The 13,314-nt window shown below is 68.0% G+C and carries 12 protein-coding genes; 3 read left to right on the top strand and 9 right to left on the bottom strand.

Annotation, left to right across the window (positions count from 1 at the left end):
- The first annotated feature begins 54 nt into the window (after nucleotides 1–54).
- Together BCD48_RS41335 and BCD48_RS41330 are read left to right on the top strand one after the other, a co-directional pair.
- A complete protein-coding gene (locus BCD48_RS41335) occupies nucleotides 55–939 on the top strand; it encodes a beta-keto acid cleavage family enzyme (RefSeq protein WP_071053860.1) in 885 nt (294 codons plus the stop codon).
- Nucleotides 939–1,907: an alpha/beta hydrolase gene (locus tag BCD48_RS41330; RefSeq protein ID WP_071053859.1), complete on the top strand. Its 969-nt coding sequence runs from the start codon at nucleotides 939–941 to the stop codon at nucleotides 1,905–1,907. Before BCD48_RS41335 ends, BCD48_RS41330 begins: the two co-directional genes overlap by 1 nt.
- 119 nt (nucleotides 1,908–2,026) lie before the next feature.
- On the opposite strand, the gene BCD48_RS41325 is transcribed toward BCD48_RS41330, so the two are convergent.
- Together BCD48_RS41325 and BCD48_RS41320 are read right to left on the bottom strand one after the other, a co-directional pair.
- Nucleotides 2,027–3,232, bottom strand: a complete 1,206-nt coding sequence (locus BCD48_RS41325; RefSeq protein WP_071053858.1) for a CaiB/BaiF CoA transferase family protein — start codon at nucleotides 3,230–3,232, stop codon at nucleotides 2,027–2,029.
- A 34-nt stretch (nucleotides 3,233–3,266) separates the two neighbouring features.
- Nucleotides 3,267–4,169 carry a carboxymuconolactone decarboxylase family protein gene (locus BCD48_RS41320; protein ID WP_071053857.1) on the bottom strand — a complete coding sequence of 301 codons (903 nt, stop codon included), beginning with the start codon at nucleotides 4,167–4,169 and terminating at the stop codon, nucleotides 3,267–3,269.
- A gap of 197 nt (nucleotides 4,170–4,366) precedes the next feature.
- Here BCD48_RS41320 and BCD48_RS41315 point away from each other — a divergent pair, with 197 nt between their 5' ends.
- Complete coding sequence (locus BCD48_RS41315; protein ID WP_071053856.1) at nucleotides 4,367–5,104, top strand: SDR family NAD(P)-dependent oxidoreductase; 738 nt, start codon at nucleotides 4,367–4,369, stop codon at nucleotides 5,102–5,104.
- Nucleotides 5,105–5,121: 17 nt separating this feature from the next.
- On the opposite strand, the gene BCD48_RS41310 is transcribed toward BCD48_RS41315, so the two are convergent.
- The 7 genes from BCD48_RS41310 to BCD48_RS41285 form a co-directional block, all read right to left on the bottom strand.
- The gene (locus tag BCD48_RS41310) at nucleotides 5,122–6,801 is read right to left on the bottom strand and encodes an FAD-dependent oxidoreductase (RefSeq protein WP_071053855.1); all 1,680 of its coding nucleotides are present in this window, start codon (nucleotides 6,799–6,801) and stop codon (nucleotides 5,122–5,124) included.
- Between the two features lie 200 nt (nucleotides 6,802–7,001).
- Nucleotides 7,002–7,913 carry an NAD-dependent epimerase/dehydratase family protein gene (locus BCD48_RS41305; protein WP_071053914.1) on the bottom strand — a complete coding sequence of 304 codons (912 nt, stop codon included), beginning with the start codon at nucleotides 7,911–7,913 and terminating at the stop codon, nucleotides 7,002–7,004.
- A gap of 301 nt (nucleotides 7,914–8,214) precedes the next feature.
- Nucleotides 8,215–9,483 carry an ABC transporter substrate-binding protein gene (locus BCD48_RS41300; protein ID WP_131804221.1) on the bottom strand — a complete coding sequence of 423 codons (1,269 nt, stop codon included), beginning with the start codon at nucleotides 9,481–9,483 and terminating at the stop codon, nucleotides 8,215–8,217.
- Nucleotides 9,484–9,770: 287 nt separating this feature from the next.
- Nucleotides 9,771–11,063, bottom strand: a complete 1,293-nt coding sequence (locus BCD48_RS41295; protein WP_083419991.1) for an ABC transporter substrate-binding protein — start codon at nucleotides 11,061–11,063, stop codon at nucleotides 9,771–9,773.
- Nucleotides 11,064–11,145: 82 nt separating this feature from the next.
- Entirely contained in the window at nucleotides 11,146–11,301 is a 156-nt protein-coding gene (locus BCD48_RS51775; RefSeq protein ID WP_157910627.1) for a hypothetical protein, read from the bottom strand.
- Nucleotides 11,302–11,673: 372 nt separating this feature from the next.
- Entirely contained in the window at nucleotides 11,674–12,522 is an 849-nt protein-coding gene (locus tag BCD48_RS41290; RefSeq protein ID WP_071053853.1) for a cupin domain-containing protein, read from the bottom strand.
- A 15-nt stretch (nucleotides 12,523–12,537) separates the two neighbouring features.
- Nucleotides 12,538–13,311 carry an SDR family NAD(P)-dependent oxidoreductase gene (locus tag BCD48_RS41285; RefSeq protein WP_241842382.1) on the bottom strand — a complete coding sequence of 258 codons (774 nt, stop codon included), beginning with the start codon at nucleotides 13,309–13,311 and terminating at the stop codon, nucleotides 12,538–12,540.
- Nucleotides 13,312–13,314 lie beyond the last annotated feature (3 nt).

Genomic DNA, 13,314 nt, shown 5'->3' with positions numbered 1-13,314 from the left:
CGGTCGGGGCGACGCGACGGCCGGCCGTGCCGAGTCCGAGCATAGGGGTTGGGTGTGGCGAAGCAGAAGCTGATCATCGAAGTGCGGGCCAACGAGTACCAGACCCGGGACAAGAGCCCGCACGTGCCGTACGGGCCCGAGGAGATCGCCGAGACGGCGCTCGAGTGCTGGCGGGCGGGGGCGTCGATCGTGCACTTTCACGCCACGGAGCCAGCGACCGGAGCGCCGTCAATCGCGGTGGAGCGCTACGGCGAGGTGGTACGGCGAATCAGGGAGGAGAGCGACCTCATCACGTTCCCGACGCTCGGTGCGGACATCATCCAGAGCACGGGGCGGGTCGGCCACATCGTCCAGCTGGCGAAGGACCCGGCGACCAGGCCGGACTGCGTCCCGATCGACATGCTCACATGCAACGTCGATCTCTACGACGTGGAGCGGAAGGAGTTCGGCAGCCTGGACCGGGTGTACTCGAACACGACGGGAGCGCTCATCGACATCTGCCAGCAGGTGCGAGCGGTCGGCGTGAAGCCCGTGCCAATGCTGTGGAACGTCGCCGCCCTGCGCCTGACCGAGGCGTTCCTCGAGATGGGTGTGTACGAGCAGCCGTTGCTGGCCGAACTGCCGGTGTACGCCGACAGGTTCCGAGGGCTGGGACACCCGGCGACGATCAAGGGCCTGTACTCGCTGCTCGACTTCTTCCCGCCCGGGGCGGACTGGCACTGGCTCGTCAGCGTGATCGGCTGCAACGCGTTTCCGGTGCTGGCGGGGGCAATCGAGGCGGGCGGTCACGTCGTCATCGGCGTGGCCGACTACCCGTACCCGGAGTTAGGCTTCCCGACCAACGCCGAGCTAGTTACCCGTGTGGTCGAGATGGCCAAAAACATGGGACGCGAGGTCGCCACCGCCGCTGAGGTCCGCGAGCTGCTGGACATGCACTGATGGCCGCCCGGTCGTACGAGGTGATCGTCGACGTCAGCGCCCGCGTCGACCTCGATGGGGCGCTGCGGACCGCAGCCACGGTGTGGCTGCCCGAGCGTGTCGACGGGCCGCTGACCGTCCTCGTCGCCTACCCCGGTGGGGGTTACAGCCGCGGATACTACGACATCGATCTCCTGCCCGGCTACAGCGAGGCCGAGTACCACGCAGCGCAAGGCTTCGCGTTCGTCGCCTGTGACCATCTCGGCGCGGGTGACAGCACGGCTTGCGACCCCTTCGACCTGACCTTCGAGCGCCTCGCCGCGGCAGACGACGCCACGGCATCGAGCGTCGTCGACCGTCTGCGGAACGGCACGCTGGCCGACGGCGTACCGCCCGTCGCGGTCGAACGGGTGATCGGTTTGGGGCAATCGATGGGGGGATGTCTCCTCACCGTGCAGCAGGCCCGTCACCGCACCTTCGACGCCGTCGGGTTCCTCGGTTGGAGCGGCATCGGCTCGAACTTCCCGGCGCCCGACGGCAGCCGGTTGACGGTCCCCGCCCCGCCCCGCGGCGCTGACCTCCGAGAGTTCGCCGAACGGGCCCTCGGCGCCGTGGCCCAGAACCTCGCGCTCATCCGCTACTGCTTCCACGCCGCCGACGAAGAAGCGGAGCTCGTCGAGGCCGACCTCGGCTCGCCGGCTGATGCCCTGCCACGCTGGCGCTCCGCGGCCAGGCCGGCAGCCGCGGCCTCGATGATGGCGCCCGGCGTGGTCGCCGACGATGCGGCCGCCATCGACGTGCCGGTCCTGATCGCTTGCGGCGACATCGACGTGGTGCCCGACCCGTGGGCGGAGCCCACCGCGTACCGAGGCTCCCGTGACGTCTCGGTGTGCGTCGTGCCGCGGATGTGCCACATGCACAACTTCGCCCGCACCCGCGAGGTGCTCTGGGACCGCGTTGCCGCCTTCGCCCGGGCCGTGCGGACGTAGGAGGGAGTCGCGCCGGCCGCGGGAGAAGTGCACCGTCAGGGCCCTTCGAGCCGAAGCGGCCGGCGCCTACACCGACTAACGCCACGTGCGCACCACGTCCCGAAGCGGTCGTAACCACGTCAGAGCACGGCGCCAGCCTCCTTCATGGCGAGGATGTCGTCCCATGAGTACCCGCAGGCAAGGAGGATCTCCTCGGTGTGCTGCCCGTGTTCGGGGGCCCGCCGAACGGGGCCAAGGGTCCCTCCGTCGAACTGGGCGGGCGAGGCCACAGCGCGCAGCGGCGGGCCAGACGCGTCGCCGGGCGTGATGTAGCCGTTGGCGAGTACCTGGGGGTCGTCGAGGACCTCCTCCGGCGACTGGTGGGCATCCCACACGCCGGTGAAACCAGCGAGCCGCTCGCGCCACTCGTCGAGGGTCCGTGACCCGAACTCGGCGTCGAGCAGCTCGACGAGCTCGCGGGCGTTCGTCATGCGACCGTGGAAGTCGACGAACCGTGGATCCTCAACGAGGTCCGGGCGCCCGATGTGGTTGCAGAAACTCGGCCAATGCGGGTCGGGCTGGAGCACGACGAGGGCGATCCACCGTCCGTCGCTCGTGCGGTAGCTGTTCACCAGCGGATTGCGCGTGTCGAAGCGATCGCGCCGGTGGATCGCCACGCCGTCGGGACCGGGGTTGGCGTGTGTCATGAGCACGGTCGCGTTCATCCATACGGCGCTGGCGAGGAGCGACATGTCGACCAGCGAGGGCTTGCCGGTGCGCTCGCGCTTGAACAGCGCCGCCGCCACGGCACCCGCCATGCTCAGGCCACCGACGCAGTCGCCGATGCCGCCGGGTGGCGGGATGGGGGCGGTCGCGTCCGGCGGGGTGAGGAACGCGGCAAATCCGCCACGGGCCCATGCGGCGGCGGCGTCGTAGCCGGGCGTCTCCGCGTCCGACCCGCGGGGGCCGTACCCGCTCGCCCGCACGTACACGATCGACGGGTTCGCGGCGCGGATGTTCTCGAGGTCGACGCGAAGGCGGCCTCGAGGTCCCGGCAGGAGGCTGGTCACGAACACGTCGGCGTCGGCCACCAAGCGCAGCAACGCCTCGTGGCCGAGGGGCGTTGACAGGTCGATGGCAACGCTGCGCTTGCCTCGGTTGGCGAGCTCGATGGTCGGGTTCACCGGGCCGGCGTGGAAGAAGCCCCGGTAGGGGTCACCGCCGTTCGTGGTCGGCTCGACCTTCACGACGTCGGCCCCCCAGTCGGCGAGCGCGACTCCACACGATGGCCCGAACAGCCAGGAGGCCACCTCGACCACCTTCACTCCGTCGAGTAGGTCGTACATCAGTTCCCTCCCGGAAGAGCCCGGCGTCCAGTAATCACTTGGCCGCCAGGCCCCACTGGCGCAATACGTCCTTGGCGACGTTCCCCGCGTTGTGGGAGCCGGAGACACCGCCGTACATGCCGACGTGGGCGATCGCCTCGTGGATCTCGTCGGCGGGGATACCCAGGTTCAGCGCGTTGTTGACATGGATGTGGAGCTGGTCGTTCTCGACCACGACCTGGAGCACTGCCATGGTGATGAAGCTGCGCGTGCGTAGGTCGAGGCCGGCGCGGCCCCAGAGCTCGCCATAGCCGTACTGGGCACCGATCATGGCCAGGTCCCCCTCGACCTCGCCACGCGTGGAGCTGATCTGGGCCAGTGGGCCGGGCAACGGGACGAGCGGCGGGGCGTCGGGGCCGAGACCGACCCGGTTCACGCCGAGCGCGGCGGCCACGCGCGCCATCGCCGCCCGGCGGTCCTGGTGGTCCATCTGGGCCTTCGGTTCGACGGTGGCGCCGTCGCCGGGGGCCAGAATGCCGCGATGCACGAACACGGCGGTGGCGACGTCGGCCGCGTTCTCCACCGCGGGCAGCCCGCAGTAGCAACCGGCCTGGAGAAACGTCTCATGGATCTCGTTCGGGGTGATGCCGAGGTTCAGTGCGATGTTCACGTGACGGTATAGCTGCTTGTACATGCCGCGGGTGGCCTGTAGAGCGGCGAGGGTGATGAAGCTCCGCGTACGCAGATCGAGGCCGGGACGGGCCCAAAACTCGCCATACTCGATCATCTGTACACCAGCGATCTCGGCCTCGATCGGCAGCGTCGATCCGGCCCGGGGTGATGGCGTCCCCGCCCACGGCGGAAGCGGGGGCGCATCCGGCTCGGTGCCCATGCGATCCACCGCGAGCTCCCGAACGATTCGCTCGTAGGCGGCCTCGCGCTCGGCCTGGGTCATCATGTCGAAACCTCCGAAGAAAGCGTCCAACGTCGGGACCAGCCGACGATCTCGGTCAAGCCCCGGTCGGCACGCACTCGACAGCGTGACGGTGGGACATAGAGAATGGTCGTCATGGCAACAGTCTTGCCAATAGTTGTGGCAAGAGTCCTGCCGATAGCCATGCAACAGTCTTGAGTCAGGGGAGGCACGACGTGGGCATGCTCGACGGCAAGGTCGCAGTGATCACGGGCGCTGGGCAGGGCATCGGCAAGGCTTCCGCCGAGGTGTGCGTGAGGGAGGGCGCGAAGGTGCTTGCGGTCGACATCAGCGGAGCCGAGGACGACGTCGCAGCCAAGCTCGGGGACGCGGTGGTCCCGTTCCACGCGGACGTCTCCGTCGAGGGCGACATCGCCGCGATGTTCGGCGCCGCGCGCGACGCGTTCGGCGGGATCGACGGCCTCATGAACGTAGCCGCCGTGCATGGCGGCCGACGAGGTGAGTTCCTGAGCCTGGAAGAGTACGACGCCGTGACGCCGCTGAACCTTCGAGGCCTGGTGCTCAGCATGAAGTACGGCATCGAAGCCATGCTCGAGAGCGGTGGCGGCGCCATCGTCAATGTCTCTTCGGCCGCCTCGCTCGGTGTACAGGAACGGGTGGCGGCCATGTACCAGGCGACGAAGTCCGCCATGAACACCCTGACCAAGGCGGTCGCTGTCGAGTACGGCAAGCAGGGCATCCGCGCGAACGTCATCGCCCCGGGCTTCACGCAAACCGACTTCTACGGGTCCGCAAAACCGGAGATCGTGGACTACATGGCCAGCAAAGCAGCGCTCGGCCGGGGAGGTGAAAGTCGAGAGCAGGCCGAGGTTGCCGCTTTCCTCCTCTCCGAACGAGCGTCCTTCGTGACCGGTGTGGTGATCCCGGTCGACGGTGGGTGGACGGCTCGGCTCGCCTGAGCCTGGCCGGTACGTCATCACCGGGATCGTGACGCGACCTGGGCGGCGTGCTTCATCCCGATGTAGGCGAAGACGAAGCTGGCGGCGATGCTGGCGCCGGCACCCGGATAGGCGTGGCCCATGACCGTCGCCGTGCAGTTGCCCGTGGCATAGAGACCCGCTATGGGCCGCTGCTCGGTGTCCAGCACGCGTGCGAACTCGTCGCTCAGCAGGCCACCACTGGTGCCCACGTCACCGGGGTACAGCGCGACGGCATGGAACGGCGGCTTCTCGACCGGACCGAGTGCTGGGTTCGGCTTGTGCAGAGCGTCGCCCATGTATCGCTCGTATGCACCCTCGCCCCGGTGGAAGTCGGGGTCGACGCCCTGGCGGGCGGAGCCGTTGAACCGATCGACGGTGGCGGACAGCCGGACCGGATCGATGCCGCACTGCCGTGCGAGCTCCTCGATCGTATCCGCTCGCTTCATGTACCCACTCGAGATCCACTCGTCGGGCGTGTTCGGCTGGAACGAGAATAGGTAACGCGAGCGGTTCCGGCCGTCCATGATGAGCCAGCTCGGGACGGCCTTCCCGCCAGTCGACTCATTCCGCGCGTACAGCTGGCGGCCCGCCTCCATGTACGACAACGCTTCGTTGAAATAGCGGTCACCGGTCTGGTCGACGATGATTGAGCCAGGCTTGCTCCGCTCGCCGACGTGCGGCGCCGGCCGCCCGTCCGGCATGACCGAGGCCGGAATCCACCAGGCGTCGTCCATCAGATCGGACGCCGCCCCGTACTGGATCGCCGCCTCGATGACCTCACCCGTGTCGCCAGGGCTGGCCACGGTCCACGCGCCGGAGTTGGGCTGCATGGAGTACCGCTGGCGCATCTCGGCGCTTTGGGCAAACCCACCGGAGCTCAGCAACACAGCGCGGTTGGCGCGGATGCGGATGTCGCGGCCGCACCGCTTGGCCACTACGCCAGTGACGCGGCCGTTCTCGACGACGAGGTCGACCAGCGGGGTCTCCGTCCAGATCGACACCTCGTGCTCGATGGCGATCTTCAGTGCCTGAGCCACGAGCGCAGCGCCGTTCGCGAGCCGGGACTCGCCCTTCAACTTCCCCGCGGCCGTCCGCGCCGCCACCTTGGCGGCGGTCGTCACCGCCCTCGGCGAACGCTTGATGGTCTGAAGCGCGGCGGACTCACCGGTGAACACGACGACCCCGAGCGAGGCCGCAATGCCGGGACGCAGCTTCGCAAGCCAGGGGCCCAGCTCGTTGCCGTCGGTGACCGTCGGTTCGATGGACCGGCCGCGCGAGCTATAGCCCACGACGCCACGCATCTCGGCGTAGTAATCGCTGTACCCCTCGCACCTGCGGAAGGACATGCCAAGGTCCTGCAGGAAGCGGATCATGTTGACGCCTTCATTGATGTAGGCGGCGCGGCGCTCCTTCGACGACGCCGGCCTCACCTCGCCGACGACACTGTCGAAGTACGCCATGGCTTCATCGAACGAATCAGGCACGCCTTCGGCCCGCATCAGAGGGTTGTTCGGCAGCCACAGCACACCGCCCGACATCGCCGTCGACCCACCGATGAGCGGCTCCTTCTCGATGACAAGGGTCTCGAGCCCGTGCACCGCCGCGGTAACGGCGCCGCACAACCCCCCACCGGATCCGACGACTACGACATCCGTGGCATACTCCCAATCAGGCACAGGATCTCCTTCCGGTAGGCGACGGCATCAGGAACAATTGTGTTCCCGATGAAGCTGATACCCGCAACCTCGCACGCGACGCGGGGGTGACGATTACGGAGGGCATTTCATCATCGATAGGAAACGCGGGAGCGCCGTCATCCTGATGGTTCCACGCACGTCCAGGGCGACCGGGACTGACAGTGCGTAACCGACCGCTGTCAGGCGCTGATGATGCCGAGCCTCGCGAAGGTGTCGCGCACTCCGTCCTTCCAGCGCAGGGAGCATTTGCCAATGAGCTGCTCTCGGCGAGTGTTGTCGGAGATGGTGCCGTCGAAGTGGAACTCGCCCCGGGCGAACTTCGCTTCGACACCGGTGAGTTCGGCGATGTGCGCGCACATCTCAGGATCAGAGACCGGTTCGTCGCCGGCCCAGTTCACGATCGTCGCCGGGACCGACGCCACCTCGAGCAGCAGATGGGCCTGATCGCCGATGTCCGTACCGCTGATTGGCGAGCATATGTTGTCGAAGTCGATCGGTGCCGGGACGGGCTTGCCCTCCGCGAGCATGCGATAGAAGCGAACGGGCATGCCGCCGTGGCCCGTCCAGCTGAAGCCAGTGTTCATGCGGGCGATGGTCGTCGGCAGATCGAGCATTCGAGCCGTGGCGCGCGCGGTTGCCTCGGACGCGAGCTTGATCACGGGGTAGGCGGGCAGGTAAGGCGCGTATCCGCCGAGCGCGTCCGTCTCGGCGTACGCATGGTGCGGATGATCCTGGTGCTTGCTGTACACGGCGAAACTCGACACGTGGAGGAATGCCTCGGCCTTGCCGCAGTGCTGCATCAGCAAGGCCACGGCCTCGGCGTTGTTCGTGATCGACGTGTCGTAGCCGGGGTCGACGTTGAGCGCGGAATGAACCACGTGCGTGAAGTCGTCGGGCATCGTCGAGAAGTCGCCGGACCCCATGTCCCACATGCACGTCTTGATACCCATGGCCTCGAGCTCCGCCCTACGGGCCGGGTTGCTGAACCGCGCCGCGCACCAGACCTCGTTGTTCTGGGCGAAGTTCTCGGCGATCGGGCCGGCGATCTGTCCCGTCGCTCCGGTCACCAAGATTTTCTTACCCTCCGGCATGATCCACACCTCGGTCTCGATTGCGCCCGGTCCGGTATCACCCCACCAGCGGTAGCTCCCGGCGCTTGGACCGGTATCGATCGCGCACAGACCGAGCCTCCCATGCCCCAGCCCCGGGTCTGCGAGAACCCGTCGGGCGCCGGCGAGCGCTGCCGCTGCTCGTCAATTCGGTTCGTAGCAACGGCAGCGACAGCGCCCGCCAGTTCGCCCGACGAGATGCTCGCTCGGACCTCCGGAGCGAAACCTTTAGGGAGCGGCATCCGTCAAGTTCTCTTGTGTGACCGCCGCCCGGGATCTCGGGTCAGTTCCCGATCGTCGTGTTGCTGAAGGGGGTGTAGCTCTCGGGGAAGCCATCTGCGCCGAGCGTGCCGATGAGCGCACCGCGGACGCACAGCGCCGGGTTCCCCGGCACCGCCTTGCCGTTGCATCGGAACCTCAGGCCGCCGCCAACCGGCAGCCTCGTCTCCTTCATGGACTTGAGGGTGGTGATGATGTTGGCGGGGGTGGCCTCACCCTTCATGCCCACGAGTCCGGCGTTGGCGGCGGCCATGGTCGCGAAGACGCTGATTGCCACCGGCTCGGCGCGGTTGAACGTGCCGGCGTTGTAGTGGTCGGCCACCGCCCGATAGAGCTTCATGTCTGAGTCGTCCTTGATCTCGAAAGGTCCGGTGCTGACCACCTTCATGCCCTTGAGGAAGCTGCCGGGCACCGATTTCCGGGTGGCGTCGGAAATGCACGGGCCGACCGGTGCGACCGTGCCCTTGAACCCGGCAGCCAGGAGGCCGTTGAAGGCGGCGATGCAGAAACTGTCGTACCCCGCCACCTGCACCACCCCGTCCGGGTTGTCACGGACGATCTGAACTGCCTGCGGGGCCATGTCGGGCGTGCCCAACGGGACCCGGACCACGTTGAGCACGACACCCGCATCCTTGTACCGCTCAAGCGTGCTGGGGCTCCCGTAGATTTCCGTGGCGGCAGGGACGTCGAGCACGATCGCGTCGACGCGCTTGGTCTTCCGCTCCTTCGCCGCGGCCGCCGGGAAGTCGATGAATGCCAAGGGGTTGCTGACCATGAACGTCGAGTCGGGATCCTCCATGAGCGTCGGGGTGGCGGATCCGTACAGCACCACCGGGATCTTGGCTTTGTGCAGAATCGGCCAGAACTGCGTCACGTTGGCGGAGCCGCCGAGCACCACGAGCGCAACATTCTCACTGAGGTACGTGTTGGCGCATTCGAGCGCCTTGCCGGGGTCGAAGTCGCTCTCGCAGGTGACCAGCTCGATGGGGTGCCCACCGAAGCCGCCCTTGCGCTCGTTCAGCCATTTCGCCGTGGCCTTGGCGATCGACGGCACGAAGCTGTTGTCGATCCCGGGACTGCGGCCCTCGCCGAACACGCCGACCTTGATGGGCGTGCCGGTGGCGGGGTTCATCGGGCCGAGAATGGCCTCGTCGCTGGTGGCGCCCGGTGGCGCCTCCGTGCCACCGCCGCCGCCGCTCCCACAGCCGGCGGCTAAGAGCAGTGCAACCAGCGCTGCTGCTAACCACATCCGGCGGACCTTGGTTGCTTTCACGGACCGACCTCCTACACTTGGTCAGACAAAGGAACGTCGGGCAGATCTCCTTCGAACGGATCGACGCGGACGCGCGTGTCATGACGCTCGAGATCCGCCAACTGTCGGAGGTGCGCCGGTACTCGGCGTGGTCGCGGCCGTAGCCGAAGAACCCGACCCGGCACGTTATCGTTATTCGTGCCGGACGTACTCACCCGCCCACCCGAGCATCAGGCGCCGAATTCACGCCGCCGAGACCAAGAATGAATGCTGCGACGTGTTCCACGTTGCCTCCGATCGCGCCCGGCTCAGTCGGGGATCGGCGTGTTGCCCACGACTTTGTAGGCCGTGGGCCGGCTGTCCGGCCCGAGGGTGATCATCAGCGTTCCTCGTGAGCACGCCGCCGGCGTGAGCGCGACGGCCTTGCCGTTACAGCGGAACTCGAGGCCACCGCCGGCGAGGAGGGGCATCTGTGGCGCGGACTTCAGCGCCCTCACAATGGACTCACTCGTCACCTCCCCGGAGAAATCCTCGAGCACGAGGGCCAATGCCGTGATTGTGTTGAAGGTGGCGAGCCCGTCGGTCTGCGACAGGTCGACGTGGCCGGATGCGAACTTTTCCGCGACCGCCTTGAACAGCTGAATGCCCTTGTCATCGTCGTCGCCGACCGGCGTCGTCGCCGACATGACGAGGCCCTCGAGCTGCGTGGCCGGGATCGCCTTGCGGACGGCGTCGGTGATGCCCTCGCTGAGAGACGTCACGGGCGTGTCGATGCCCAGCGCGCCGAGCGCTCGCAACACCCCGATGACGAACGCCGAGTTGCCGATGATCGAGATCACACCCGGTTCCTGCCCGAGCTGGGAGATCACGGGTACGAAGTCGGCGGTACCTGGCGGCACCGCGACGAAGCCGAAATCGGTGATCCCCCGCTCGGCGAAGAGGTTCTTCGCGATGGTCTTGTAGAAGGTCACGGCGGCCGGGACGTCGACGACGATCGTCCGCACCTTCGTCACATGGTCCGCCTTGGCGACCGCGGACGGCACCTCGACCTGGATCGCTATGCTCGACACCAGCGAGAACGTCGACGCCGTGTCCGTGAGCGCGCCCGCGTCCGTCGCGCCGTACAACAGCAGCGGCACGCCCGCATCGTGGAGCGGCTGCCACACCGCACCGTCGTTCGCAAGCTGTCCGCCGACGACCACGGTGACGTCCTTCTGGATCATCTGCGTGGCACATTCGCCGGACTTGGCGACGTCACCGCCGGCGTCGCAGATGGTCAGCTCGATCTTGTGCCCGGCAAGTCCGCCCCGGTACTCGTTGAGCCACTTGACCGTCGCCTTGGACATGAGCAGCTCGTTGCTGTGGTCGACCGCCGCACTTCCCGCACCGTCGGTGATGAACCCAATGGAGATCGGCGCCTTGGTCGCGGGCCTGGGGGTACCGAGCAAGCGATCGCCGGCCTCCGCCGTGGTGCCGGTGACGTCGTTCCCGCTGGCGGCGTCGCTGCCGCACCCCGCCACGAGCAATGCGGCCGCCAGGAGCAGCGCGACAGCGGCACATCGCCGGCTCGTGCGGGTGATCGCTGTCCGTCCCGGAGCCATCACGTCACTTCCCCCTTGTGGTCCACGTCATACGGGCGTGGAGCACAAGGATTGGTCCTGTCTCAATATGTGTCAAGTATTATTATGATTTAAAGTTTAGGTGACGTTCCGCCGCCGCGGCGTCACGGAACTCCGCTGCCTGCTCCGTCGTCGGCCCGATCGCCGGCGCCTCCGCGGGCACCACCGGGAGCGCGGTCGCGATCCGCAGCTCCACCGGGTCGCGACCGTGGCCGCTCACGGCGTCCGCATGCGGCGAACCGCATCGAGGAGTCCTCGTCCTGCGTAGAGCGCTTCCCCAGAGGATCCACGCTCGGACGGGTAGCTTGCCTACCCATGCCGTCACCGGGGCATGGGTAGGCGTGGCAGGCTGGCGCCGACCGCAGCGCGTGCCCGAGGACGACGCCGACGCCGCTGCGGGGTGGGTGCGGGCGGCACGAGTCTGTGCGGGTGGACAGCGGCGGTGACAAGCTCACCGACCGCGTGCCGGTCCATCCGCGGCTACCGCCGAACAGGCCGTTTCTGCGCCGGAAAGGGGGGTGGGCTGTGTCCCTGACGCCCCTCCCGTCACGACGGCGACGCGGCCCATCCGGCCCCTTCTGGTTGTTCGGCGTCAGCGGGCGAGCGCGGCCGCGGTGCGGGCGAGGTCGAGCAGGTGGACACCGCCGGCGCCGACGGTGATGCTCGGCACCTTCGCCTCGGGCTCGACTAGGAGCATGTCGTTGGTGGCGAACTCGACGTCGCCGACGGTCATCGAGCCGTCGAGCACCAGCGTCGCCCGCCAGTCGGGGACGGCCACCGCGGGGAGTTCGGCGCCGGCCACCAGCCGGCGGTCGAAGACGATCCCCCGCTCGGGATCGTCGGGCTCGCCCAGGTCGAAGTGGGCATCGCCGTTGAGGCGGCCCTTCGTGAGGCCCGGAGTCCCGTCGATCGGCACGATCTGCCGTTTGCCATTCTCGACCAGGCGCGGTGGGCGTGAGACGAACTCGATCGAGTCGAGGCCCTTGAGGTAACGCAGCGTGGGATGGTCGCGGTACTCCGCGCCGTAGCCGCCAGGCGAGAGGATGTCACGGGCGAAGATCTCGAGCAGCTCGCAGCCCTTCGGCCCGTTGAGCAGCAGCCCATACTCGACCCCGGGTTCGGCGATGAGCACGTCGCCCGGCCCCATCCACCAGTCGCCCATGAGAAGGCTGCCGTCGAGCACGACCACCGCGGTCCAGCAGTCGTGCCAGTGCAGCGGCCAGACCTGATTGGGCGCCATGCGGATGTCGGGGATGAGCATGCGCCACTCGTCGGCCGGGCGGCCGAGGAAGAAGGCCTGGCTCCAGAGGGCGCCACCCGGCTGGTCCGAGTCGCGCACGGCGCCGCCGGGGCCGTCCTTGCCGCCCGGCTCGAGCCGGGAGCGGACCACCCCGGGCGCCACCGGCTCGGCGAGGTTGTTGGTGAACACGATGGGGGGCATCGGCGACTCCTCTTCCTAGGGCAGCTGTGCCGACCAGCCGCCGTCAACGGGGATGACCGCGCCGGTCACGAACGAGGCGCGGTCGGAGGCGAGGAAGGCGGCCACCTCGCCCTGCTCCCGACACTCGCCGGGCCGGCCCAGCGCCGACTTGCGCTTCAGCGCTTCGATCGCGTCGGACTTCACGTCGCGAACCAGCTCCGTGAGGGTGAAGCCAGGGGCGACAACGTTGGCGCGGATACCCTGGCGTCCGTACTCGACAGCGATGGCCTTGGTGAGGGCGTGCACGCCGGCCTTCGCCGCCATATAGGCCGCCGGGGCCATGCTCTCGACGTTGATGCCACCGACCGACGAGAAGTTGACGATCGAACCACCGCCGCCGCGCAGCATGGCCTCGATGCCGTGCTGGCATGCAAGAAGCACCGCGCGGAGGTTCACCGGCATCATGAGGTCGTACTCCTCGGCGCTGAGGTAGGACGACTGACCCCCGCGGCCGCCGATGGTGCCGGCCACGTTCACGAGCGCGTCGACGCGGCCGAACGCCTCCTCGGCGGCCGCGACCATGGCAACGATGTCCTCTTCCTTGGTCAGGTCGGCGTGGCAGGGCACGACCGACCCGCCGAGCGCGGCCGCGGTGTCCTTCTCGGCCCCGCTGATGTCAACCCCCAGCACCTGAGCGCCTTCGCGGACGAACACCTCGGCGGTGGCCTTGCCAATGCCTCGGCCCACCCCCGTGATGATCGTGGTCTTGCCGTCGAGCAGACCCATCAGTTCCCTCTTCCCAAACGTCATCGA

This window comes from Pseudofrankia coriaricola (assembly GCF_001854805.1).
Classification (GTDB): domain Bacteria; phylum Actinomycetota; class Actinomycetes; order Frankiales; family Frankiaceae; genus Pseudofrankia.
The sequence above is the reverse complement of the archived record's forward strand: the minus strand, read 5'-3'. Positions and strand labels throughout refer to the sequence as shown.

Excerpts from the sequence above, each read along its gene's own strand:
- BCD48_RS41325 (WP_071053858.1), bottom strand. The coding sequence starts at position 3,232 with ATGTACGACCTACTCGACGGAGTGAAGGTGGTCGAGGTGGCCTCCTGG.
- BCD48_RS41295 (WP_083419991.1), bottom strand. The coding sequence starts at position 11,063 with ATGGCTCCGGGACGGACAGCGATCACCCGCACGAGCCGGCGATGTGCC.
- BCD48_RS41330 (WP_071053859.1), top strand. The coding sequence starts at position 939 with ATGGCCGCCCGGTCGTACGAGGTGATCGTCGACGTCAGCGCCCGCGTC.
- BCD48_RS41315 (WP_071053856.1), top strand. The coding sequence starts at position 4,367 with ATGCTCGACGGCAAGGTCGCAGTGATCACGGGCGCTGGGCAGGGCATC.
- BCD48_RS41285 (WP_241842382.1), bottom strand. The coding sequence starts at position 13,311 with ATGACGTTTGGGAAGAGGGAACTGATGGGTCTGCTCGACGGCAAGACC.
- BCD48_RS41305 (WP_071053914.1), bottom strand. The coding sequence starts at position 7,913 with ATGCCGGAGGGTAAGAAAATCTTGGTGACCGGAGCGACGGGACAGATC.
- BCD48_RS41320 (WP_071053857.1), bottom strand. The coding sequence starts at position 4,169 with ATGATGACCCAGGCCGAGCGCGAGGCCGCCTACGAGCGAATCGTTCGG.
- BCD48_RS41290 (WP_071053853.1), bottom strand. The coding sequence starts at position 12,522 with ATGCCCCCCATCGTGTTCACCAACAACCTCGCCGAGCCGGTGGCGCCC.